Genomic DNA, 21,557 nt, shown 5'->3' on the forward strand with positions numbered 1-21,557 from the left:
GGTGTATGCGGGAATGGCTGGTTTCACGGCAACGGGCATCAGCCCTTCTTGAGCAGCCCCAGGACAAAGGTCACGACAGCCATGATCACGAAGACAAAGAACAGAATCTTGGCGATGCCCACGGCCCCGGCAGCAATGCCGCCGAAGCCGAAAAGGGCTGCAATCAACGCGATCACCAGAAAAACAACTGCGTAATGCAACATTTCCTTCTCCTTTTGTAGGGGCCGGTGTGTGCCGGCGGGTCAGGGCACAAGAAATTCAGCGCCTGGGGTCCACTGTAGGAAGCCTGTCGCTTCAAAGATGCCGGTCCCTGGCGCGCGGGCCTGTCGGCGGTGCAGCGCGCCCGCTGTAGGACGAAGCCCTGCCGCCCGCGCACGGGTGACATGCAGCGCGCATCCCCCGCCTGGGCACGCCCGGGCAGCGGATGCAAAAAACGAAAAGGGCTAGAGGCCCCAAGAGGCGGGGCACGTCGGCGGTGCCGCGTGCGCGAGGCCAATCGGATGGAAGAAGGGCTGGAAGAAGGCCTGGCGAGGGCACCGCGCCCCCGCGGATGCACCGCGCTGCGGGTGCGTCACACGTCCAGGGCGGGGGGCTTGGGCGCGTCCGCGGAGCGGTGCTGCAGCGGCAGCACCGCGGAGACCAGGGTGCCGCTGCCCGCGCGCGAGGTGATCGACAGCCGGCCGCCCGCGGACTCCACGCGGTGGCGCATGCCGGACAGGCCATGCGACGTGGGGCGCACCGTCGCCGGGTCGAAGCCGACCCCGTCGTCGCGCACCTGCACCGCCACATGGGTGGGATAGCCGTGCACCGACACCAGGATCTTGCTGGCCTTCGCGTACTTTCCGATGTTGGTCAGGGCCTCCTGGACCATGCGATACACCGTGAGCTGCGAGGCATCGGGCAACTGCACCGCCTCCAGGCTGGTCTCCACCTCGATGCCGGCGCGCTCGGCATATTCGCGCGTGAGGATTTCAATGGCCGCGGTCAGCCCGAGGTTGGAGAGCGATGAAGGCCGCAGGTCCTCGATGATGCGCCGCTTGAGCGCGATGCCGCTGTTGAGCGTTTCGGTCAGGTGCTTGAGCCGCTCCGCCACCTCGGGCACGGTGGCATCGATCTTGGACTTGAGCCGCGCGACGTCCAGCTTGGCCGCCGTGAGCAGCGCGCCGAGTTCATCGTGCAGCTCGCGCGCGAGGTGCCCGCGCTCCTCTTCGCGCACCTGCTGCAGGTGGTTGGCCAGTTCGGAAAGCGTTGCGGTGCGGTCCCTCACGAGTCCCTCCAGGCGATCCCGCTCGCGCTCGAGCAGGGCCTGCTCGCGCAGGTTGACCACCTGCAGCGCCTGCGCCTGGCGCAGGTACATGTAGAACGCGAGCAGCCCGATGACGGTGACCGTGGCGATGCCGATGCGCGACAGCATGAGCGATTGCTCGATCTGCTCCTGGCCCTGCTTGACATGCCGGTCGCTGCGCGCGATCAGCTCCAGCGCATGCTTGCGGATCGCCTCCATGTGCTCCTTGCCCACGTCGGTGTGCAGGATGAATTTCCAGGCGTCCTCATTGCCCTGCCGGCGCAGGCGCAGGCTCAGCTCCATCTCCGCCAGCTTGCGGGAGATCTGCCGCGACAGCAGTGCGAACTCCTGCATGTCGTCGGGGGCATCCATGAACAGTTCGCGCAACCCGTCCAGATTGGTCTGCACGCTGGCCACGGCCTTGTCGTAGGGCTCCAGGTAGGTCTCGTTGCCGGTGAGCAGGTAGCCGCGCTGGCCTGTCTCCGCGTCCAGCATGCTCTGCAGCAGGGTATTGACGGCCTTGCGCGTGTTCTGGCCGTGCGTCATCTGCTCGACCGCATCCTGCGAACGCATATGCCCCGTTTCATTGATCCCCACCAGCACCATGGCCGCCAGCAGCGCCATCGGCAGGCTCAACGCCATCTTGCGAACCTTGGGAAGCCAGATGCGGGTGTTTTCTTTGAGGCTCATACGCGGTATTCTGGATAATGTCTGAGGACCCGGCCGCCGCCACACCCCATCAGGGCGTGGCATGCCGAAGAACCTGTGCAACCAACAAACATCAGGCGCGGCACCACCGCCCTGCGAAAGAAAGATCGATGATCAAGATTGGCATTGTGGATGACCACGCGATTGTTCGTTCCGGGCTGCGGCAATTTCTGTCGGAGCACGTGGATCTGCGGGTGGAGGGCGAGGCCGCCAACGGCCGCGAAGCCATCGACCTCGTGCGCAACAAGGAAATCGACGTGCTGCTGATGGACCTGTCGATGCCCGGCCAGAGCGGGCTGGATGCGCTGGCCATGCTGCGCGCCAAGGCGCCGGACATGGGCATCCTGATCCTGAGCGGCTATCCCGAAGAACACTACGCGATCAACCTGATCCGCCAGGGCGCGAGCGGCTACCTGAACAAGGAATGCGAGCCCTCGGAAATCGTGGAAGCGATCCGCACCATCGCGCTGGGCCGGCGCTACCTCACACCCGCCGTGGCCGAACTGCTGGCCCAGCAGCTCAACCGCAAGGACGACGCCCCGCCGCACGAGCAGCTGTCGGAGCGCGAGTTCCAGGTGTTCCTCAAGCTTGCCAAGGGCGAGACGGCGGGCGACATCGCCAAGGCCTTGTCGTTGAGCGTCAAGACGGTGAGCACCTACCGGACGCGTCTGATGGAAAAGATGAGCCTGTCCTCCAACAGCGATCTGACCTACTACGCGCTCAAGAACCGCCTGATTGACTGACATGGAACAGTGGCCTCAGTCCGGGGTCATGATTCGGGTCCGACGGGGCATGGAGGTTCAGGTGTGAAGCCTGGACCCGGCGTGCAGCCCCGCCGCGGCGGGTTCACGCAGCTTGGCCAGATGCCGGCATGGGGGGGTTGGAGTCCAGGGGCACGGGGCCGCTGTGCTGGATGCAGTAGTCCACCAGCGCGTCGATTTCATTGGATTTGTCGAACACCGCGTCCACGCCCAGCTGCGCACAGCGCATGCGCACGTCGGGTGTCGCATAGTTGCTGAGCACCACCATCTTTTGGCCAGGCTTGCGGTCGCGGCAGGCCGCCAGCACCCCCAGGCCGCTGCCCTGGCGCAGGAACAGGTCCACGATGGCCAGGTCCCACTGCCCGCTGTTCGCGGCCAGCCAGCTCTTGCCTTCGTCTTCCGTCTCCGCCACTCCTACCGCCTCTACGGACGCCAACTCTTCGAGAGTACCAATCAGGTTCTCACGGATGGTCGCGTTGTCTTCAACGATATAGGTGCGGAGTTTCACGGAAGGGGTCCAGTTTCGCGACCGGTGCACAGTTGCGCTGATCGAGCCTCGAATTTAGATGCTGTGATGCCGTGATTCTGCCAGCCGCCACACGCGGCGGTTGTAGGAGGAATCCTACCGCGCAACACACACGGGGCAGCCGGGTGCGCGCCCTACATGCATGGTGTTCCACTCCATGGACCGGCCGTCCAGCATGAGCAGGCGGCCAGCCAGCGAAGTGCCGATGCCGGCCAGCAGCTTGAGCGCCTCCGCCGCCTGCATCGCCCCGACCACCCCCACCAGCGGAGCGAACACGCCCATGGTCGAACAGGCCACCTCCTCGAATTCGGCCTCCGGGGGGAAGATGCAGGCATAGCAGGGGGATTGCGCGGCACGTGGATCGACCACCGTGATCTGCCCGTCGAACCGGATCACCGCCCCCGCGACCAGCGGCTTGTCATGGGCGACGCACGCCGCGTTGATGGCGTGGCGCGTGGCGTAGTTGTCGCTGCAATCGAGCACCACGGTGGCTTCGCGCACGAGCGCATCGAGCACGCCGGCATCGGCCCGCGCCTGGAGCGCCGTGACCCGTACCCCGGGGTTGATGGCAGCCATGGCGGCGGCCGCGGAGGCCACCTTGGGCTGCCCGACCCGCGCCGTGGTGTGGGCGATCTGCCGCTGCAGGTTGGTGAGGTCGACCACATCGTCGTCCACCAGCGTGATGTGCCCGACGCCAGCGGAGGCAAGGTACAGCGCGGCGGGCGAACCCAGGCCGCCCGCGCCGATGATGAGGGCATGCGCCGCCAGCACCCGCTCCTGCCCTTCGATGCCCATCTCATCGAGCAGGATGTGGCGCGAGTACCGCAGGAGCTGGTCGTCGGTCATGAAGGAATCCCAAGCAGAAAAGTGAACACAGCCAAGGGCAAAGTCAAAGGCACAAAAGGAAAAGCCGGATTCCGCTGGAATCCGGCTTGGAGCCGATCAGACCACGAGCGAAAGAAAGCTCAATTCTCTTTCTTTTCTTCCTTGCGTTCCGTCAAGGTCTTGCTGACCAGCACGGAGCGGCCCTTGAGCTGGTTCAGCGCCTGCACCAGCTGGAAGTCCTTGTCCGAACCGAATTCGGGCGCCTTGCGGTCGGAAGCGGGCTTCTTGGCCTCGTCCTCCATGCGCTTGCGCGCATCCTCGCGGGCCTTTTCACGGGCCTCGTCCTTCTTTTCCTCGCCCTGGCCGCTGCCCAGGTGCTTGTCGAGGTCGGCCTCGCGCATGCGCAGGGCCGCAAAGATGTTGCCCTCCTCGGACTCGTCGATCATCACGTCGGGCACGATGCCCTTGGCCTGGATCGATTTGCCGCTCGGCGTGTAGTAGCGTGCCGTGGTCAGCTTGATGCCGGTATCAGGCCCCAGGGGACGCACCGTCTGCACCGACCCCTTGCCGAACGTCTGGCTGCCCATGATGGTGGCGCGCTTGTGGTCCTGCAGCGCGCCGGCCACGATCTCGCTGGCGGATGCCGAGCCTTCGTTCACCAGCACCACGAGGGGCACGGACTTGAGGGCCGGGGGAAGGCGGCGCAGCGGGTCGCCGCCGCCACGGCGCTGGTAGTAGTCCGGCGATGCCTTGTAGGTCGCCTTGCTGTCCGCCAGCTGGCCGTTGGTCGTGACCACCGTGACGTTCTCCGGCAAAAACGCCGCCGAGACGGCCACGGCCGCGTCCAGCAGGCCACCGGGATCGTTGCGCAGGTCCAGCACCAGGCCCTTGAGGTTGGGGTCCTGCTTGTAGACCTCCTCCACCTTGCGCACGAAGTCATCGACCGTGCGCTCCTGGAACTGCGACAGGCGGATCCAGGCGTATCCGGGCTCCACCACCTTGCCCTTGACGGACTGGGTCTTGATCTCTTCGCGCGTGATCGTCACCGGGAACGAGCGGTTCTCGTCCTTGCGGAAGATGGTGAGCGTGACCTTGGTGTTGGGCTCGCCGCGCATGCGCTTGACGGCGTCGTTGAGCGACAGCCCCTTGACCGCCGTTTCGTCGATCTTGGTGATCAGGTCGTTGGTCTTGAGGCCGGCGCGAAACGCCGGGGACCCCTCGATGGGCGAGACGACCTTGATGAGCCCGTCTTCCTGGGTGATCTCGATGCCCACGCCCACGAAGCGGCCCGACGTGCCCTCGCGGAATTCCTTGAAGGACTTCTTGTCGAAATACTGGGAGTGCGGATCCAGGCTGGCGACCATGCCCGAGATGGCGTCGGTGATGAGCTTCTTGTCGTCCACCGGCTCGACATAGTCGGTCTTCACCAGGCCGAACACCGCCGACAGCTGCTGGATTTCCTCCAGGGGCAGTGGCGTCATGGCGCCGCGCGCCACCGTCTGCAGGGACACCGTGGTGAGCGCTCCGGCCACCACCCCCACCGACACCCATCCTGCAATTTTAAGTTTGTGGCCCATACAACACCTTTTACCGCTTCGAATCAATATACACCTTGGAAGGGCCGAACCCGCCGCGGTTCCGCACGGGCACTCACTTTGGCAGGAGAAGATGGCGGGTTTTCCCCGTCTTTACGCGAGCTTTACGCCTTGCCCTGCGATGCCACGGCGGCCGCGGCCCTGGCGGCCGCTTCCGCGTCACCCAGATAGTAGTGGCGGATGGGTTTCAGGTCGGCGTCGAGTTCATATACCAGTGGAATCCCGTTGGGAATGTTCAGGCCGACGATGTCGGACTCGGAGATGCCGTCGAGGTACTTGACGAGCGCCCGGATGGAGTTGCCGTGCGCGGCCAGCACCACGCGCTTGCCCGAGCGGATGGCCGGCGCCATCGCGTCGTTCCAGAAGGGCAGCACGCGCGCCACGGTGTCCTTGAGGCATTCGGTCAGTGGCACGCTGCCCTCGGCCAGCGCGGCGTAGCGGCGGTCGCCACGCTCGCTGCGGGGGTCGGTGGCTTCCAGTGCGGGCGGCGGCGTGTCGTAGCTGCGGCGCCAGACCAGCACCTGCTCGTCGCCATACTGCTTGGCCATGTCGGCCTTGTTCAGGCCCTGCAGGGCGCCGTAGTGGCGCTCGTTCAGGCGCCAGTCCTTGACGACCGGCAGCCAGGTGCAGTCCATCTCGTCCAGCGTGTACCAGAGGGTGTGGATGGCACGCTTGAGCACGCTGGTGAAGGCCAGATCGAACTCGTAGCCCTCGGCCTTGAGCAGCTTGCCAGCGGACATGGCCTGGGAAACTCCCGTGGGCGTGAGGTCGACATCGGTCCAGCCGGTAAAGCGGTTTTCAAGGTTCCAGGTGGATTCGCCGTGGCGGATCAGGACGAGTTTGTACATGGTTTCCCCAGGAAAGGCGGGTCAAAGAAATGCGGGCCAAAACCCAGCATTCTAGAATTACGCCGTTCGCCAACCCAAGGAATCTTCGTGAAATTCATTATCGACAACTGGTATCTGATCTTTGTTGCACTGGCTTCGGGCGGCATGTTGCTGTGGCCGGTGCTCAAGAACGCCAGTGGTGGCTCGCTGACGCCCGCCCGGGCCGTGCAGCTCATCAACAGGGAAAAAGCCATCGTCATCGACGTGTGCGAAACCGAGGAATTCGCCGCCGGCCATGTGAACGGCGCCAGGAACGTGCCCCTGGGCCAGCTCGAAGAGCGCCTGCCCACGGTGGTCAAGAACAAGGCGCTGCCCGTGGTGCTGGTCTGCGCGAGCGGCGCCCGCGCCAACCGCGCGGTGGCCATTGCCAAGAAGCTGGGCTACGAGAACGCCCAGTCGCTCGCTGGTGGCCTGAAGGCCTGGCGCGAAGCCAGCCTGCCTGTGGAAAAAGCCTGATCCGCCCCCAGTTATTGGGTCCGCGATAGTCTTGCCACTGATTTTTAGCCCCACAGGAAGAAAGAGGAAGGTCCGCCATGCAACCCGTGAAGATGTACACCACCGCCGTCTGCCCCTACTGCATCCGGGCCAAGCAGATCCTCAAGTCCAAGGGCGTGGAGCAGATCGAGGAAATCCGCATCGACACCGACCCCGCCGCGCGCGTCCACATGATGGAGATCACCGGCCGCCGCACGGTGCCGCAGATCTACATCGGTGAAACCCATGTGGGCGGCCACGATGATCTGGTGGCGCTGGACAGCCGCGGCGAGCTCATGCCCTTGCTGGGCGCCGCCTGACCCCCACCGCGGGCGCTGCATAATGCAGCCCCATGTGCCCGCTGCGGGAGCTTTTCCCGGGCGGGTTTTGTTTTGCTAGAAATTCCGTTAGAGCAAAGAGACTTCACCATGGCCGACCAAGAAAATCCCGTGTTCCAGATCCAGCGCGTCTACCTCAAGGACATGTCGCTCGAGCAGCCCAATTCCCCCGGCATCCTGCTGGAGCAAGAGCAGCCGAACGTCGACATCCAGCTGGGCGTGGAAGCCACGCCCGTGGCCGAAGGCATCTTCGAAGTGGCCGTGACCGCCACCGTGCAGACCAAGATCAAGGACAAGACCGTGTTCCTGGTCGAAGCCAAGCAGGCCGGCATCTTCGAGATCCGCAACGTGCCGGAAGACCAGATGGGCCCGATCATGGGCATCGCCTGCCCGCAGATCGTGTACCCCTACCTGCGCGGCAACGTGGCCGACCTGATCAACCGCGCCGGCTTCCCGCCCGTGCACCTGGCCGAAATCAACTTCCAGGCCATGTACGAGCAGCAGCAAGCCCAGGCCGCCGGCCAGGCTTCGCCCATCATCACGCAATAAGAAGAGCCCCCCCTGAGGCGCTTCGCGCCTTCCCCCTTTCTCGTCGCGCTGCGCGCTCGGGAGGGGGACGCGGCCAACGGCCTGGCAAAGCCAGTTCCGCGGCTACCCCGCCTGGGCCGCGCCGCTGGCACAGGCCGCGGGCGAGGCGTAGCGCGGAGATCATCGAATCAAAGACTTTTTGGCCTCCAGCGCCTGATGAATAAGCGCAAGCAGCTATGAAAATCATAGTATTGGGTGCCGGTGCCTGGGGTTCCGCCCTCGCCATGAGCGCGGCCCAGCACCCTGGCGGCCATGCGGTCACGCTCTGGGCGCGCGACGCGGGCCAGGCAGACGCCATGCGCGCGGCGCGCCAGAACGCGCGCTATCTGCCGGGCATCGACTTTCCCCCTTCTCTCTCTATCGCCGACGGCCACTTTGGCGCATTGCTGCCGGATGCCGACCTCGTCATCGTGGCCACGCCCATGGCGGCGCTGCGCGGCATGCTGCAGGTGCTGCGGGGATGCACGGCGCCCGTGGCCTGGCTGTGCAAGGGCTTCGAGGCGATGCCTCCCGGTGCCGGTTCGGCATCCTTTGGGCTGCTGGCACATGAAGTACAAGCGCAAGTAGCTCCTGATTTAATAGCAGGTGTATTCAGCGGTCCGAGCTTTGCGCAGGAAGTGGCGCTGGGCCAGCCCACCGCGCTGGTGGCGGCCAGCCCGCATGCGCGGGTGCGGGACGCGCTGGTCGGCGCGTTCCACAGCCCCAGCGTGCGGGTGTACGCCAACGAGGACATCGTGGGCGTGGAAGTGGGTGGCGCCGTGAAGAACGTGCTGGCCATCGCCACGGGCCTGTGCGACGGCCTGGCGCTCGGGCTCAACGCCCGTGCCGCCCTCATCACGCGCGGCCTGGCCGAAATGACCCGGCTGGGGCTGGCGCTCGGCGCGCGGCCGGACACGTTCATGGGCCTGTCGGGCCTGGGCGACCTGGTCCTGACCGCCACCGGCGACCTGTCGCGCAACCGCCGCGTGGGCATGCTGCTGGCGCAGGGCCGCACCCTGGCGCAGGCGGTGGAGTCGCTGGGCCACGTGGCGGAAGGCGTCTACAGCGCCCGCACCGTGGCGCAGCGGGCCGCCATGCTGGGGGTGGACATGCCCATCACCCGCGCCGCGGTGGCGCTGCTGGACGGCCAGATCCAGCCCGCAGACGCCGTGGCGGCGCTGATGGGCCGGGGGCCCGCGGCCGAACTGGTGTAGTCGAACGGCGCGCGGCAGGCGCCTGCCCGGCAAGGGCCGGCCGTACCGCCCCCAGCGCCGCACACCCTTGTCGCAAAACAAAAGCCGCGTGCGCCCTGGGGCGCACGCGGCTTTTTACATGGATTGCGCAGAGGTCAGAACACGCCAAACAGCATGAGCAACAGAACAACCGACAGCGGGACGCCGAGCAGCCACAAGATGATAGGCATGGTGATCTCCTTGAAGGGATGAAGAAATGTGGATGGCTCTACCTTAGGGCCCCGCATCCCCCCGCCCTGTGCGCCAGCGCTGCGCGTGGCCGTAGTCCCGTGCCTACCAGGTGTCGGCGCGGGCCGCGCCGCAAAGGCGCCGCCGTCTTTCATTCGCTTCCTTCGCACCGCCGTCCCGGCCGCTGCGCGCGGCGGCCGCGCCAGCCTTCTACAGTCCCAGCTCCAGCGCCAGCAGCTCGTCCACCGTCTGGCGGCGGCGGATCAGGCGCGCCTGGCCGCCGTCCACCAGCACCTCCGCGATCAGCGGGCGCGTGTTGTAGTTGGAGGACATCGAGGCGCCATACGCGCCCGTGTCGTGGATCACCAGCAGGTCGCCGACCTGCGCGGCCGGCAGGTCGCGCGGCAGCACCACGCCGCCATCGCCCTGCGTGAACACGTCGCCCGATTCGCACAGCGGCCCGGCCACGACGGTGGGCTGGGCGGCGGCGGTGGTGCCATCGCGGCGCAGCAGCTCCATCGCGTGGAAGCTGCCGTACATCGAGGGGCGCATCAACTCATTGAACCCCGTATCGACCAGCACGAAGCGGTTGTTGCCCGCGTTCTTGGCGGCCCGCACCTCGCCCAGCAGCACGCCGGATTCGGCCACTAGGTAGCGGCCCGGTTCGATCTCCAGGCCCAGCTTGTGGCCCACCACCGCCTCGGCCTGCTGGCGCGCGGCGTCCCACAGGCCGTGGTAGTGCTGCGTGTCGACCACCGGGTCCCCGCTGCGGTAGGGAATGGACAGGCCGCCGCCGGCCGAGATGGCATGCAGGTCGTGCCCGGCCGCGTGGGTGGTGCGCACCAGGCCCACCATGGCGCCGCAGACTTCCGCCAGGTGGCTGTAGTCCACGCCCGAGCCGATGTGCATGTGCAGGCCCACGAGCTGGAGGCCGTGCTGCGCGATGGCGGCCAGCGCCGCGGGCAGGTCGGTGTGCCAGATGCCGTGCTTGCTGTGCTCGCCACCCGTGTTGGTCTTGTTGCTGTGGCCGTGGCCGAAGCCGGGGTTGATGCGCAGCCACACGCCATGGCCGGGCGAACGCGCGCCCAGCTGGTGCAGCATGTCGATGGAGCCCGCGTTGACCGGCACGCCGTGCTCCACCACGCAGTCGAGCGTGGCGGCGTCGAACAGGTCGGCGGTGAAGACGATCTCCGACGGCTCTCCGCCGGCCACATAGCCCGCCGCCAGCGCGCGCAGGATCTCGCCGCGCGAGACGGCGTCCACCTTCACGCCCTGCTCGCGCATGAGCTTCAGGATGTGGATGTTGGAACAGGCCTTCTGCGCGAAGCGGACGGTCTCGAAATTGGACACCTGCGCGATGCGCTGGCGGATGGTGGCCGCGTCGTACACCCACAGCGGGGTGCCGAACTGGTCGGCCAGGGCCCAGAGCTGGGCGGGGGAGAAAGGGTTGGACATGCGGATTCCCAAGGCAGGATGCGGTGTGAAGGCTGGATGATGCCCCCTTCCCGCCATTTGGTCGAATGCCTTGATTTACAGCATCCATTCATTCTGGATATGCTCTACCCATGACCGATGCCGCCATCTCCCCCCTGGCCCGCCGCATCACCCACAGGCACATCGAAGTGTTCCGCGCCGTGATGGCCGCGGGCAGCGCGACCGGCGCGGCCAGCCTGCTGCACAGTTCGCAGCCCACCGTGAGCCGCGAACTCGCGCGCCTGGAATCGCTGCTGGGCTATGCGCTGTTCGAGCGCGTGCAAGGGCGGCTGCGGGCCAACGCGCGCGCGCTCGCGCTGTGGGACGAGGTGCAGCGCTCCTGGCAGGGCCTGGAGCGCGTGGTGGACCGCGCCGTGGCGCTGGGCCGCCCCGATGCCGTGCAGCTGTCGGTGCTGTGCCTGCCCGCGCTGGCGCACGCCCTGCTGCCGGGCGCGGCGGCGCGGCTGTTGCAGGCACACCCGCACGCACGCCTGTCGGTCACGCCGCAGGAGTCCCCGCTGCTGGAGGAATGGATGAGCGCCCAGCGCTTTGACCTGGGCCTGTGCGAGCAGGCCGCCGCCCCGCCTGGCACGCGCGCCGAGGTGCTGCTGACCCTGGATGAAGTGGCCGTGGTGCCGGCGGACCACCTCCTGGCGCGCCGGCCCGTGCTGCATCTGGAGGATTTTGCGGACCAGCCCTTCGTGAGCCTGTCGGCCGACGACCCCTACCGCCGCCTCATCGACGCGCGTTTTGCGCAAGCCGCCGTGCCGCGCACCCTGCGCATGGAAACCCACAGCGCCGCCGCCGTGTGCGCGATGGTGGAACACGGCCTGGGACTGGCCATCGTCAACCCGCTGACCGCCCTGGCGGCGGCCGGCTCCGGCGGCCGGCTGGTGGTGCGGCGGCTGGCGTTTTCGATCCCGTTCAGCGTGGCGTGCGTGCTGCCGCTGTACCGCCCGCCCCTGCCCGAGGTGGCGCCCATGCTGGAGGCGCTCCAGGCCGAGGCGGTGGATGTGGCCCGCCAGTTCCGGGCGCTGCCATGAACGGGCGGCGCAGCCAGAACATAGTGCTATTCAATCAATAGCACTCAGCGCTTGTCCATCAAGCGCCAGGGCCTGATGGGCCCAGAGCGATCACGGTGGCGTGAGGGTGCGCACCTTCTCGGCCAGCCGCTCCTGCACCGAGGGCGACACGAACTTGTGCACTTCGCCACCCAGCACGGCGATCTCGCGCACGAAGGTGCTGCTGATGAACTGGTACTTGTCGCTGGGGGTGAGGAACACGGTTTCCACCTGCGGCATCAGGCTGCGGTTCATGCCCGCGAGCTGGAACTCGTAGTCGAAGTCGGTCACGGCGCGCAGGCCGCGCACCATGGCCTTGCCGCCGCGCTCCACCACGAAGTCGCGCAGCAGGCCCGAGAAGGCCTCGACCTGCACCTGGGGGTAGCCCTTGACCGCCTCGCGGACCATGTCGATCCGCTCTTCCAGGGTGAACAGGGTCTTCTTGTGGTGGCCCGCCGCCACGGCCACGATCACGCGTTCGAACAACTGGGTGGCCCTGCGTACCACGTCTTCATGGCCCAGCGTGATGGGGTCGAAGGTTCCGGGGTATACGGCGAGCACGTTCTGGGCCATGGCTGGTTGTCTCCTGTCTGGCGGAAGGGTCGTTGGCCCCACCTGGCGGGCCGCGTGGGCGCATTATGCAGTGCACTGCAACATGGACGTTCGCGCCCCTGTCCCCGGCGGGCGTGGCAGCGCCCCGGCGGCGCGCGGGTGTGCGGCCTGGGCTCCGGCCTGAAAGGCCTGGCGGGGCCAGGCGGAGGCTTCAGGCGCCGCGCCGCAGCAGGTGGGCGTGCACCGCACCCGCCTTGAGGTGGCGGTGCAACGCCAGCCCCCAGGGCGCCAGCTCTTCATCGGCCCAGGCGCGCGGTGCCTCGAGGTACACGAACCCATCGGCGGCCACCGCCTTGGCGGCGGCCTGCAGGGCGGCGCCGAACAGGTCGCTGTCGAACGGCGGGTCCAGCAGCACCAGGTCGATGCTGGCGGGCGCGGCCTGCTTGAGGGCGGCGATGCCGTCGCCACGCTGCACGCGCACGGCGGTGGCCTGCAGGCGCTGCTGCAGGGTGTTCAGCTGGGCCACCAGGGCGGCGTCGCTTTCCACCAGCTGCACGGCGCTGGCACCGCGTGATGCGGCCTCCAGCCCCAGGGCGCCGGTGCCCGCGAAGGCGTCCAGGCAGCGCCAGCCCGCCAGGTCCTGGCCGAGCCAGTTGAACAGGGTCTCGCGCACGCGGTCGGGCGTGGGGCGCAAGCCAGGGCGCTGGGCCACGGGCAGGCGGGTGCGCTTCCACAGCCCGCCGATGATGCGGATTTCGCCCGCGCCCTTGGGCGCAGCGGCCGGGGCCGCCTTGTCCTTGGGCGCGCCCTTTTTGCCGGTGGCGGCCGCCGGGGGGGTGGCCGCAGCGGCCTGTGCCTTGCGGATCTCGGCGTTGATGGCGGTGGTTTTCAGGGTCGAGCGGCTCATGGCTTGCCCCCCACCACCACGGTCACCATGCGCTCGGGTTGCAGCTTCCTGGCCATGGCGGCGCGCACGTCGGCCACGGTCAGGGCCTCCACCTTCCTGGACCACTGGTCCAGGTAGTCCAGCGGCAGTTCGTTCCAGGCGATGTTGGCCACGTTGCCCAGGAGTTTCTTGTTGCTGTCGATGCGCAGCGCGAAGCCGCCGATGAGGTTGTCCTTGGCGGCGCGCAGCTCGGCCTCGGTGGGGCCTTCGGCCACGAAGCGCGCGATCACGTCGCGCGAGACCTTCACGGCCTGGGCCGCCTGGTCGGGGCGGGTCTGCAGGCCCACGGTGAAGGCACCGGCATGCATGCCGGCGGCGAAGTAGCTGTAGACGCTGTAGCTGAGGCCGCGCTTTTCACGCACCTCGCTGGTCAGGCGCGAGACAAAACCGCCGCCGCCCAGGATGTGGTTGCCCACCAGCAGCGCGAGGAAGTCCGGGTCGCGGCGCTGGAAGCCCGGCTGGCCGATGAGCACATGGGCCTGGGCCGAGGTGAAGGGGACGTTCTGCTCCACCGGCGCGGCCAGCGCGCTGATCTCGCCCACGGGCGGCAGCGGCGCGCAGCCCGACGCGGCGGGCAGGCGCGACAGCAGCGTGGCGACCAGCGCCTGGGCCTGCGCGCGCGACACGGCGCCCACGATGCTCACCTTGGCGCGGCAGGCAGCGATGTGCTGGGCATGGAACGCCTGCATGTCCGCCACGTTGATGCGCATCAGCGTGTCTTCGGTGGTGCGCACGCCATACGGGTGGCTGCCGTACACCGCCGAGGCGAATGCATACCCCGCCACGGTGGCGGGGCGTGTGTTGGCCTCCTTCAGGCTGGCGATCCAGCGGGCGCGGTCGCGCGGCCACACGTCGGCGGGCCAGCTGGGCTCGCCGATCTGGCGCGCGGCCAGGCGGGCGGCCTTGTCGAGCAGCGGCGGGTCGGTGAGCGATCGCAGCGAGTAGTGCAGCGCATCGTTCTCGGCGCCGGCCTCGAAGTTCGCGCCCAGGTCGGCCCAGGCCTCGCCCAGGCCGTTCTCGTCCAGCGCGGGCTCGTTGCCCAGGGCCTTCACGCCCTTGCTGGCCATGGCGGCCATGGCACTGGCCAGGCCCGCCTGCCCCGCCGGGTCGCGGCGGCTGCCGGCGTCAAAGTCGATCTGCACGTCCACCATGGGGATGACGGGGCTTTCGACCAGGTAGACCTTGGCGCCGCTGGGTTCCGTCCAGTGCTGGATGGGCAGCAACGCCCAGGCAGAGTTTGAATAAAAAACCACTCCAGCGCTTATCAACAAAGCGCGAGCAGCTATATTTTTGATAGTAATCATGTGCAAGGGGCCCAGGGCGGGTTCAACGGATCACGGCGCCGGGCGGCAGCGTGGGGCGGGCGCGGGGGGCATCCAGGGGCTGTGGCAGCAAGGTGGCCACGGTGAGCTGGTCGTCGCCAAAATACCTGGCGGCCACGGCCTGCACCTGGGCGGGCGTCACGGTGCGCAGCAGCTCCAGCAGGCGTTCATTGGCGTCGAGCGGAAAACCCTGCACCCAGTTGCCGCCCAGCTCCTGCGCCTGGTTCATCACCGAGTCGCGCTCGTACACGGTGGAGGCGATCCACTGCGTCTTGACGCGCGCGAGTTCGGCCTCGCTCACGCCACCCTGGGCCACGCGGGCCACCTCGGCGCGCAGGGCGTCTTCGACTTGCTGGGCCGTCTTGCCCGCGGCGGGCACGCCGCTGAGCATGAACAGGCTGGGGCCGCGCCCCGTGACCATGGCGCTGCTGTTGGCGCTGTCGGCCACGCGGTTCTCGCCCTGGGTGAGCGCACGGTCGAGCCGCGCGCCGTCGTAGCCGCTGAACACCGCCGACAGCACCATCAGCGCGAGGGCGTCGCGGTCGGTGTCGGTGAGGTTTTCCACGCGGTCCAGGCTGGGGGTGCGAAAGGCCAGCGCCACATACGCCTGCTCGGCCGGCGCCTTGACGGCGATGCGGCGCAGGCCCTGCTGCGCGGGCTCGGCGCGCGGCTTGCGCTCGGGCAGCGCATGGGCGGGGATGCCGCCGTAGTATTTTTCGGCCAGGGCCCGCACCTGCACGGGGTCCACGTCGCCCGCCACCACCACCACGGCATTGGTGGGCGTGTACCACTGGCGGTAGAAGGCGCGCGCGTCGTTCGGCGTCATGGCATCGAGGTCGCTCATCCAGCCCACGATGGGGCGGCGGTAGGGCGACGCGGTGAAGGTGGCGGCAAACAGCTGCTCGGCCAGCATGGCGCGGGGCTGGTCCTCGGTGCGCAGGCGGCGCTCTTCCTTCACCACCTCCAGCTCCTTCTTGAACTCTTCATCCGGCCAGTGGTTGTGGGCGAACCGGTCGGATTCGAGCTTCATCACGTCTTCGAGCCGGCTGGACGGGATCTGCTGGTAGTAGCCCGTGTAGTCGCGGCTGGTGAACGCGTTCTCCCGCCCGCCCAGGGCGGCCACGCGGCGCGAGAACTCGCCCGGCGGCAACGTCTTGGTGCCCTTGAACAGCATGTGCTCGAGCACGTGCGCCACGCCCGTGGTGCCGTCCACTTCGTCCATGGAGCCCACGCGCACCCAGACCATGTGCACCGCCGTGGGGGCGCGCCGGTCGGGCTGCACGATGAGCTGCATGCCGTTCCTCAGGGTGAACTGCTGCGCGCCAGAGGCCGTGGTGGACGGCGTGGAAGAAGGCGCATCGGAGGGTTGGGACACCGGGGTGGTTGCCGCGAAGGCAGCCCCGGACGAGAGGCAGGCCAGCAGGCCCAGTAGGGTGAAAGCACGTTTCATAGAATGGATGATTCTAAGAACCCACCAATGTTCAGTTTTTTCAAGAAAAAGCCCGCCGCTCCGCCATCGACGCCCGCACCGTCCGATGCGCCCTCCCCGGCCATGTCGTCCGGCGCTCCAGCACCTGCCGCTCCCCCCACTTCCGTCCTGCCGGCCACGGCAGTTCCGGCGGTGCATCAGCCGCCGCCAGGGCCTTCGCCTGCCCCCGCGCAGGTGACCACGCCCGCGACAGCGCCCGCAGAAGCTCCCGCCGCGGCGCCGGCCGCTTTTGGCTGGCTGCGCAACCCGTTCGCCCCCAAGGCGCCCGAGGCGGCCCCCACGCCCGTGCCAGCACCGGCCACGGTTCCGCCGCTGGCCCCCGTGGCCGTGGCAGCGCCGGTGCAGGCCCCGCCGCCGGCGCCCGTGGCCGTGGCAGCCCCCCCCATCGCCGCACCGGCACCTGCGCCGGCCGCCCCCGTGGAACGCAAGGGCTGGCTCGACCGCCTCAAGGCCGGGCTGCGCAAGACGGGCAGCAGCATCACCACGGTGTTCACCGGCACGCAGATCGACGATGCGCTGTATGAAGAGCTGGAAGAGGCCCTGCTCATGGCCGATACCGGCGTGAAGGCCACCATGCACCTGCTGGCCGACCTCAAGCGCAGAGTGAAGGACAGCAAGACCACCGACCCCGCCGCCGTCAAGGGCCTGCTGGCCGACTCCCTCGCCGACCTGCTGCGCCCGCTCGAAAAAGCGCTGGTCATTGGCGAGCACACCCCCACCGTGATCATGGTGGCGGGCGTCAACGGCGCGGGCAAGACCACCTCCATCGGCAAGCTCACCAAACACCTGGCCGGCGAAGGTGCGGCCGTGCTGCTGGCGGCCGCCGATACCTTCCGCGCCGCCGCGCGCGAGCAACTGGGCGTCTGGGCCGACCGCAACACGGTCGAGATCGTGAGCCAGGAAGGCGGCGACCCGGCCGCCGTGAGCTTTGACGCGGTCACGGCCGGCAAGGCGCGCGGCAAGGACGTGGTGCTGGTGGACACCGCCGGGCGCCTGCCCACGCAGCTGCACCTGATGGAAGAGCTGAAAAAGATCCGCCGCGTGGTCACCAAGGCCGATGCCACGGCGCCGCACGAGGTGCTGCTGGTGATCGACGGCAACACCGGCCAGAACGCCCTGGCCCAGGTGCGCGCGTTCGACGATGCGCTGCAGCTCACGGGCCTCATCGTTACCAAGCTCGATGGCACGGCCAAGGGCGGCGTGCTGGCGGCCATCGCGCAGGAACGCCCCATTCCGGTGTATTTCATCGGCGTGGGCGAGAAGCTCGAAGACCTGGAGACCTTCAACGCGCGCGAATTCGCGCAGGCGCTGCTGACCTGAAAACCCGCCCGCAACCGCGATCCATGGCCCCCTCGGGGCCATTTTCACGTTTACGAACGGCAGCAATTCCCCCATGATGGGCTTTCCCCAGGAAAGGCGCGGACGCCCATGTTCATTGAGCTGGTCAAAGGTGTTGCCTTGCTGCTGGCGCTGTGCTTCCTGCATGGGTTCAACATCCGCGTCTGGCGCCGGCACCCGCGCACCGGGCAGGTTTTCTCCGGCATCCTCTTTGGCTCCATCTGCGTGGTGGGCATGCTCACCCCCGTGGTGCTGATGCCGGGCGTGATCTTCGATGCGCGCTCGGTCGTGCTCAGCATGGCGGGCCTGTTCGGGGGCCCGCTGGTGGCCTGCATCGCCGCCGCCATGGCCGCCACGGGCCGCCTCTGGCTAGGGGGGCGCCGGCGCCGAGGTGGGCCTGCTGGTGATTGCGCTGTGCACCACGCTGGGCCTGGTCTACCGCGAAGGCCGCGCGCGCGGGCGCCTGGGGGTGGAGCCCGTTCCGCTGGCCCTGTTCGGGTTGCTGCTGCACACCGCAGTCGTCGCCCTGTTCCAGCTGCTTCCCGCCGAGGCCGTCCAGCGCATCAACCAGACCCTGGCCGTGCCTTTCCTGCTGACCTTCACGCCCGCCACGGTGGTGCTGGGCCTGCTGCTGCGCGATGTGGAAGAACGCCTGGCCACCGAGCGCGCGCTGCATGGCACGGCGGCGCGCCTGCGCGCCATCGCCCAGGCGATCCCCGACGTGCTGCTCGTGCTGGACGCCCGTGGGCGGTATGTGGAGGTGCTCTCGCCCGACGACGCACCCCTGGCGGCCAGCCCGCCTCAGCTGATTGGCAAGCGGCTGCATGACGTGCTGCCCGCGCCACAGGCCGACAGCTTCCTGGAGCTGATCCGCAATACCCTGCAGTCGGGCCAGACGCACAGCATGGAGTACGAGATGCAGACGCTCTCGGGCCCACGGCATTTCGAAGGGCGCGCCCAGCCCCTGGGCGTGCAGGTGGGCGGCCAGGCGGCCGTGGTCTTCCTGGCGCGCGACATCACCAAGCGCAAGCTCGCCGAGGGCGCGCTGCGCGAATCGGAACTGCGCTTTCGCTCGCTGCTGCGCAACATTCCGTCCATCTCCGTGCAGGGCTATCTGGAGGACGGCACCACCAGCTACTGGAACCGGGCTTCCGAGCAGCTCTACGGCTACACCGCCGAGGAAGCACTGGGCAGCAACCTGCTGGACCTCATCATCCCGCCGGCCATGGCCGACACCGTGCGCGGGCACATGCGCCACATGTTCGCCACGGGCGAGGTCATCCCGGCGGGCGAGCTGCAGCTGCGGCGCAAGGACGGCTCGCCCGTGGACGTGTTCTCCAGCCACGCCTACATCCAGGTGCCCGGGCATCCGCCCGAGATGTTCTGCATCGACATCGACATCTCGGGGCGCAAGGCCGCGGAGGACGAGGCCCGCTACCTGGCGTTCTACGACGCGCTCACGCAGCTGCCGAACCGGCGCCTGCTGGTGGACCGGCTGCAGCAGGTGCTGGCCAACGGCGCGCGCTCGGGCCTGACCACCGCCGTGCTGTTCGTGGACCTGGACAACTTCAAGACGCTCAACGACACCCGGGGGCATGAAGTGGGGGACCTGCTCCTCAAGGAAGTCGCCCTGCGCCTGCCCGGCTGCGTGCGGGAACAGGACACCGTGGCCCGCCTGGGTGGCGACGAATTCGTGGTGGTGCTGCAGAACCTCAGCAGCGACCCGCCGGAAGCCGCGGCGCAGGCGCGCACGCTGGGAGAACTCATCCTGGCCCAGCTGCGCCAGCCCTACCAGCTGGCGGGGCACGAACACCATTTCACGGCCAGCATCGGCGTCACGCTCCTGCGCGACCACCGCGACTCCGTGGACGAAGTCCTCAAGCAGGCGGACATGGCCATGTACCGCGCCAAGGACGCGGGCCGCAACACCCTGCGCTTTTTCGACCCCGACATGCAGCAGGCCGTCAACCGCCGTGCGCTGCTGGAGGCGGAGCTGCACACCGGCCTGCGGCAGTCGCAGTTCCTGCTGCTGTACCAGCCCCAGGTGGACGACCAGGGGCGGGTGACCGGCGCAGAGGCACTGGTGCGCTGGCGGCACCCGGTGCAGGGCATGGTCCCGCCGTCCGAGTTCATCCCCCTGGCGGAAGAATCCGGCCTGATCCTGCCCCTGGGCCACTGGGTGATGGAAACCGCCCTGCGCCAGCAGGCCCGGTGGCGCCAGCACCCGCAGTTTGCCCACCTGAACGTCGCCATCAACGTGAGCGCGCGCCAGTTCCTGCAGGACGATTTCGTGGCCCAGGTGCTTGCGCTGCTGCAGCGGACGGGGGCCGATCCGGCACGGATCAAGCTGGAACTGACCGAAAGCCTGCTGCTCGACAACGTGGACAACGTGATCGCGACGATGCGCGCGCTCAAGGCCCATGGGCTGGGCTTTTCGCTCGACGACTTTGGCACGGGCTACTCGTCCTTGAGCTACCTCAAGCGCCTGCCGCTGGACCAGATCAAGATCGACCAGGGCTTCGTGCGCGGCGTGCTGCTGGACCCGAGCGACGCGGCCATCGCCCGCTCGATCATCGCCCTGGCGGGCAGCCTGGGCCTGGACGTGATCGCCGAGGGGGTGGAAACGGCGGCGCACCACCAGTTCCTGCTGGCGCACGGCTGCAAGGCGTTTCAGGGCTACCTGTTTGGCAGGCCGCTGGCACTGGAAGACTTTGAACGGGCGGCGCTGGAGGCACTGGGCCCCGCAAAGGCCCCCGGCTGACCTCGCGCCAGACCGGCGCCGCGATGGCATTCAAGTTGCCGCACGCAAATGCCGATAACCAAAGGCCACGACAGTCGGCCCCGCGCCGCGCCTCCGTGGAAACCATGGAGGTGCCCCATGAAAATCGAGTCGTCCACCCTGCAGATGCAGGCCCGGCATGCCGCCACGCGCATGCACAGCCAGACAAGCCGCCTGGAAATGTGGGTGGGCGAGCGCCCTCCGGGCACGCCCGCCGCCCGCCAGGCCCCGCCGCCCCAGATCTCCAGCGCGGCCCGCCTGGCTCAGGCCGCCCACGCGGCCTCGGCCTCCGTCGAGCCGCGCCCCACGCGCGACCCCGACGAAGGCCTGACACCCCAGCTCGCGATGATCCGCGACCTCATCGAACGCATGACCGGCGTGCTGGTTCGCGTGTATGCCGGGCCCAAGGCCGCCGAGGCGCCCGCCGAGCCCGTGCCCGCTGCGCCCCCCGCCGGGGGCGGCACCACGGAGGCCCCCCGCCAGCGCGCGGGCTTTGGCGTGATCTACGAACAGCGCGAGGTGCTGGAGGAAACCGAACGCACCCAGTTCGCGGCGGCGGGCACCGTGCGCACCGCCGATGGCCGGGAGATCCAGTTCACGCTGCAGCTGGACATGCAGCGCAGCTACCGCGAGGAATCCTCCGTCAGCCTGCGGCTGGGCGATGCCGTGGCGGTGGACCCCCTGGTCATCAACTTCGACGGCACCGCCGCGCAGCTACAGGACCTGCGCTTCGCCTTCGACCTGGACGGCGACGGGCAGACCGAACAGGTGCCTCTGCTGGCCGGGAACCGGGGCTACCTGGCGCTGGACAACAACCAGAACGCACGCATCGACAACGGCCTGGAACTCTTCGGCCCGGGCACGGGGAACGGCTTTTCGGAGCTGGCCCGGCATGACAGCGACGGCAACGGCTGGATCGACGAGGCCGACCCCGTCTTCCAGCAACTGCGCGTGTGGACCCCGGATGCGGATGGCACGGGCCGCCTGCAAACCCTGCAGGAACTGGGCGTGGGCGCGGTGCAGCTCAGCGCCCAGGCAACGCCCTTTGCCCTGCGCAGCGCCGACAACGGCAGCCTGGGCGCCGTGCGCTCCACCAGCGTCTACCTGCGAGACGACGGCAGCGCGGGCACGGTGCAGCAGATCGACCTGAGCGTGTAGCCAGCCCAGCCACAGGGGCCAGGCAGGAACCTGCACCTGCCGCCCAGGAGGC

Annotated in this window: 20 protein-coding genes and 1 pseudogene; 10 read left to right on the top strand and 11 right to left on the bottom strand. The window is 68.3% G+C overall.

Annotation, left to right across the window (positions count from 1 at the left end; translation table 11 throughout):
* Nucleotides 1–38: 38 nt before the first annotated feature.
* Nucleotides 39–203, bottom strand: a complete 165-nt coding sequence (locus AC07OD_RS25860) for a DUF1328 domain-containing protein (protein WP_010463174.1) — start codon at nt 201–203, stop codon at nt 39–41.
* A 368-nt stretch (nt 204–571) separates the two neighbouring features.
* Nucleotides 572–1,975, bottom strand: a complete 1,404-nt coding sequence (locus tag AC07OD_RS25865) for a sensor histidine kinase (protein ID WP_218295910.1) — start codon at nt 1,973–1,975, stop codon at nt 572–574.
* A 128-nt stretch (nt 1,976–2,103) separates the two neighbouring features.
* Here AC07OD_RS25865 and AC07OD_RS25870 point away from each other — a divergent pair, with 128 nt between their 5' ends.
* Nucleotides 2,104–2,736 carry a response regulator gene (locus tag AC07OD_RS25870; protein ID WP_100409415.1) on the top strand — a complete coding sequence of 211 codons (633 nt, stop codon included), beginning with the start codon at nt 2,104–2,106 and terminating at the stop codon, nt 2,734–2,736.
* Nucleotides 2,737–2,839: 103 nt separating this feature from the next.
* On the opposite strand, the gene AC07OD_RS25875 is transcribed toward AC07OD_RS25870, so the two are convergent.
* The 4 genes from AC07OD_RS25875 to gpmA all read right to left on the bottom strand — a co-directional run bounded on the left by AC07OD_RS25875 (nt 2,840) and on the right by gpmA (nt 6,548).
* Nucleotides 2,840–3,262 carry a response regulator gene (locus tag AC07OD_RS25875; protein WP_218295911.1) on the bottom strand — a complete coding sequence of 141 codons (423 nt, stop codon included), beginning with the start codon at nt 3,260–3,262 and terminating at the stop codon, nt 2,840–2,842.
* Between the two features lie 114 nt (nt 3,263–3,376).
* Nucleotides 3,377–4,126, bottom strand: a complete 750-nt coding sequence (locus AC07OD_RS25880; protein WP_494598355.1) for a HesA/MoeB/ThiF family protein — start codon at nt 4,124–4,126, stop codon at nt 3,377–3,379.
* Nucleotides 4,127–4,245: 119 nt separating this feature from the next.
* The gene (locus tag AC07OD_RS25885) at nt 4,246–5,682 is read right to left on the bottom strand and encodes a S41 family peptidase (protein WP_218295913.1); all 1,437 of its coding nucleotides are present in this window, start codon (nt 5,680–5,682) and stop codon (nt 4,246–4,248) included.
* Nucleotides 5,683–5,804: 122 nt separating this feature from the next.
* Entirely contained in the window at nt 5,805–6,548 is a 744-nt protein-coding gene (gene gpmA, locus AC07OD_RS25890) for a 2,3-diphosphoglycerate-dependent phosphoglycerate mutase (protein ID WP_218295914.1), read from the bottom strand.
* Between the two features lie 87 nt (nt 6,549–6,635).
* Here gpmA and AC07OD_RS25895 point away from each other — a divergent pair, with 87 nt between their 5' ends.
* From AC07OD_RS25895 to AC07OD_RS25910, 4 genes are all read left to right on the top strand, one after another.
* Nucleotides 6,636–7,043, top strand: coding sequence for a rhodanese-like domain-containing protein (locus AC07OD_RS25895; RefSeq protein WP_218295915.1), 408 nt, complete (start codon nt 6,636–6,638; stop codon nt 7,041–7,043).
* 77 nt (nt 7,044–7,120) lie between these two features.
* Entirely contained in the window at nt 7,121–7,381 is a 261-nt protein-coding gene (grxC, locus tag AC07OD_RS25900; RefSeq protein WP_218295916.1) for a glutaredoxin 3, read from the top strand.
* A 108-nt stretch (nt 7,382–7,489) separates the two neighbouring features.
* Nucleotides 7,490–7,948, top strand: a complete 459-nt coding sequence (gene secB / locus AC07OD_RS25905; RefSeq protein WP_218295917.1) for a protein-export chaperone SecB — start codon at nt 7,490–7,492, stop codon at nt 7,946–7,948.
* 215 nt (nt 7,949–8,163) lie between these two features.
* The gene (locus AC07OD_RS25910; RefSeq protein ID WP_494598356.1) at nt 8,164–9,180 is read left to right on the top strand and encodes an NAD(P)H-dependent glycerol-3-phosphate dehydrogenase; all 1,017 of its coding nucleotides are present in this window, start codon (nt 8,164–8,166) and stop codon (nt 9,178–9,180) included.
* A gap of 417 nt (nt 9,181–9,597) precedes the next feature.
* On the opposite strand, the gene lysA is transcribed toward AC07OD_RS25910, so the two are convergent.
* Nucleotides 9,598–10,842, bottom strand: coding sequence for a diaminopimelate decarboxylase (gene lysA / locus AC07OD_RS25915; RefSeq protein ID WP_492253774.1), 1,245 nt, complete (start codon nt 10,840–10,842; stop codon nt 9,598–9,600).
* A 110-nt stretch (nt 10,843–10,952) separates the two neighbouring features.
* On the opposite strand from lysA, the gene AC07OD_RS25920 reads away from it, so the two are divergent.
* On the top strand, nt 10,953–11,903 hold the full coding sequence (locus AC07OD_RS25920) for a LysR family transcriptional regulator (protein ID WP_218339560.1): 951 nt from the start codon (nt 10,953–10,955) through the stop codon (nt 11,901–11,903).
* Between the two features lie 90 nt (nt 11,904–11,993).
* Here AC07OD_RS25920 and coaD read toward each other — a convergent pair whose 3' ends face one another.
* The 4 genes from coaD to AC07OD_RS25940 form a co-directional block, all read right to left on the bottom strand.
* A complete protein-coding gene (coaD, locus tag AC07OD_RS25925; protein ID WP_218295921.1) occupies nt 11,994–12,494 on the bottom strand; it encodes a pantetheine-phosphate adenylyltransferase in 501 nt (166 codons plus the stop codon).
* A 190-nt stretch (nt 12,495–12,684) separates the two neighbouring features.
* The gene (rsmD, locus tag AC07OD_RS25930) at nt 12,685–13,380 is read right to left on the bottom strand and encodes a 16S rRNA (guanine(966)-N(2))-methyltransferase RsmD (protein WP_369643185.1); all 696 of its coding nucleotides are present in this window, start codon (nt 13,378–13,380) and stop codon (nt 12,685–12,687) included.
* Nucleotides 13,377–14,723, bottom strand: a complete 1,347-nt coding sequence (locus AC07OD_RS25935) for a M16 family metallopeptidase (RefSeq protein ID WP_218295923.1) — start codon at nt 14,721–14,723, stop codon at nt 13,377–13,379. The genes rsmD and AC07OD_RS25935 overlap by 4 nt, the downstream gene beginning before the upstream one ends.
* Nucleotides 14,724–14,745: 22 nt before the next feature.
* Complete coding sequence (locus tag AC07OD_RS25940; RefSeq protein WP_369643186.1) at nt 14,746–16,191, bottom strand: M16 family metallopeptidase; 1,446 nt, start codon at nt 16,189–16,191, stop codon at nt 14,746–14,748.
* Between the two features lie 27 nt (nt 16,192–16,218).
* Between AC07OD_RS25940 and ftsY the strand changes: the two genes are divergently transcribed.
* From ftsY to AC07OD_RS25960, 4 genes and pseudogenes are all read left to right on the top strand, one after another.
* Nucleotides 16,219–17,550 carry a signal recognition particle-docking protein FtsY gene (ftsY, locus tag AC07OD_RS25945; RefSeq protein ID WP_494598357.1) on the top strand — a complete coding sequence of 444 codons (1,332 nt, stop codon included), beginning with the start codon at nt 16,219–16,221 and terminating at the stop codon, nt 17,548–17,550.
* Nucleotides 17,551–17,658: 108 nt separating this feature from the next.
* Nucleotides 17,659–17,886 (top strand): annotated as a pseudogene (locus AC07OD_RS25950) (LytS/YhcK type 5TM receptor domain-containing protein); the annotation flags it as partial.
* 73 nt (nt 17,887–17,959) lie between these two features.
* Complete coding sequence (locus tag AC07OD_RS25955; RefSeq protein WP_494598358.1) at nt 17,960–20,329, top strand: putative bifunctional diguanylate cyclase/phosphodiesterase; 2,370 nt, start codon at nt 17,960–17,962, stop codon at nt 20,327–20,329.
* A gap of 117 nt (nt 20,330–20,446) precedes the next feature.
* Nucleotides 20,447–21,505 carry an SPM autocatalytic domain-containing protein gene (locus tag AC07OD_RS25960; RefSeq protein ID WP_218295927.1) on the top strand — a complete coding sequence of 353 codons (1,059 nt, stop codon included), beginning with the start codon at nt 20,447–20,449 and terminating at the stop codon, nt 21,503–21,505.
* The last annotated feature ends 52 nt before the right edge of the window (nt 21,506–21,557 follow it).

It is taken from the genome of Acidovorax sp. GW821-FHT10E03, assembly GCF_059415205.1.

Excerpts from the sequence above, each read along its gene's own strand:
- grxC (WP_218295916.1), top strand. The coding sequence starts at position 7,121 with ATGCAACCCGTGAAGATGTACACCACCGCCGTCTGCCCCTACTGCATC.
- AC07OD_RS25865 (WP_218295910.1), bottom strand. The coding sequence starts at position 1,975 with ATGAGCCTCAAAGAAAACACCCGCATCTGGCTTCCCAAGGTTCGCAAG.
- ftsY (WP_494598357.1), top strand. The coding sequence starts at position 16,219 with ATGTTCAGTTTTTTCAAGAAAAAGCCCGCCGCTCCGCCATCGACGCCC.
- coaD (WP_218295921.1), bottom strand. The coding sequence starts at position 12,494 with ATGGCCCAGAACGTGCTCGCCGTATACCCCGGAACCTTCGACCCCATC.
- AC07OD_RS25880 (WP_494598355.1), bottom strand. The coding sequence starts at position 4,126 with ATGACCGACGACCAGCTCCTGCGGTACTCGCGCCACATCCTGCTCGAT.
- gpmA (WP_218295914.1), bottom strand. The coding sequence starts at position 6,548 with ATGTACAAACTCGTCCTGATCCGCCACGGCGAATCCACCTGGAACCTT.
- secB (WP_218295917.1), top strand. The coding sequence starts at position 7,490 with ATGGCCGACCAAGAAAATCCCGTGTTCCAGATCCAGCGCGTCTACCTC.
- AC07OD_RS25860 (WP_010463174.1), bottom strand. The coding sequence starts at position 203 with ATGTTGCATTACGCAGTTGTTTTTCTGGTGATCGCGTTGATTGCAGCC.
- AC07OD_RS25870 (WP_100409415.1), top strand. The coding sequence starts at position 2,104 with ATGATCAAGATTGGCATTGTGGATGACCACGCGATTGTTCGTTCCGGG.
- lysA (WP_492253774.1), bottom strand. The coding sequence starts at position 10,842 with ATGTCCAACCCTTTCTCCCCCGCCCAGCTCTGGGCCCTGGCCGACCAG.
- AC07OD_RS25960 (WP_218295927.1), top strand. The coding sequence starts at position 20,447 with ATGAAAATCGAGTCGTCCACCCTGCAGATGCAGGCCCGGCATGCCGCC.
- AC07OD_RS25935 (WP_218295923.1), bottom strand. The coding sequence starts at position 14,723 with ATGATTACTATCAAAAATATAGCTGCTCGCGCTTTGTTGATAAGCGCT.
- AC07OD_RS25885 (WP_218295913.1), bottom strand. The coding sequence starts at position 5,682 with ATGGGCCACAAACTTAAAATTGCAGGATGGGTGTCGGTGGGGGTGGTG.
- rsmD (WP_369643185.1), bottom strand. The coding sequence starts at position 13,380 with ATGAGCCGCTCGACCCTGAAAACCACCGCCATCAACGCCGAGATCCGC.
- AC07OD_RS25920 (WP_218339560.1), top strand. The coding sequence starts at position 10,953 with ATGACCGATGCCGCCATCTCCCCCCTGGCCCGCCGCATCACCCACAGG.
- AC07OD_RS25910 (WP_494598356.1), top strand. The coding sequence starts at position 8,164 with ATGAAAATCATAGTATTGGGTGCCGGTGCCTGGGGTTCCGCCCTCGCC.
- AC07OD_RS25940 (WP_369643186.1), bottom strand. The coding sequence starts at position 16,191 with ATGAAACGTGCTTTCACCCTACTGGGCCTGCTGGCCTGCCTCTCGTCC.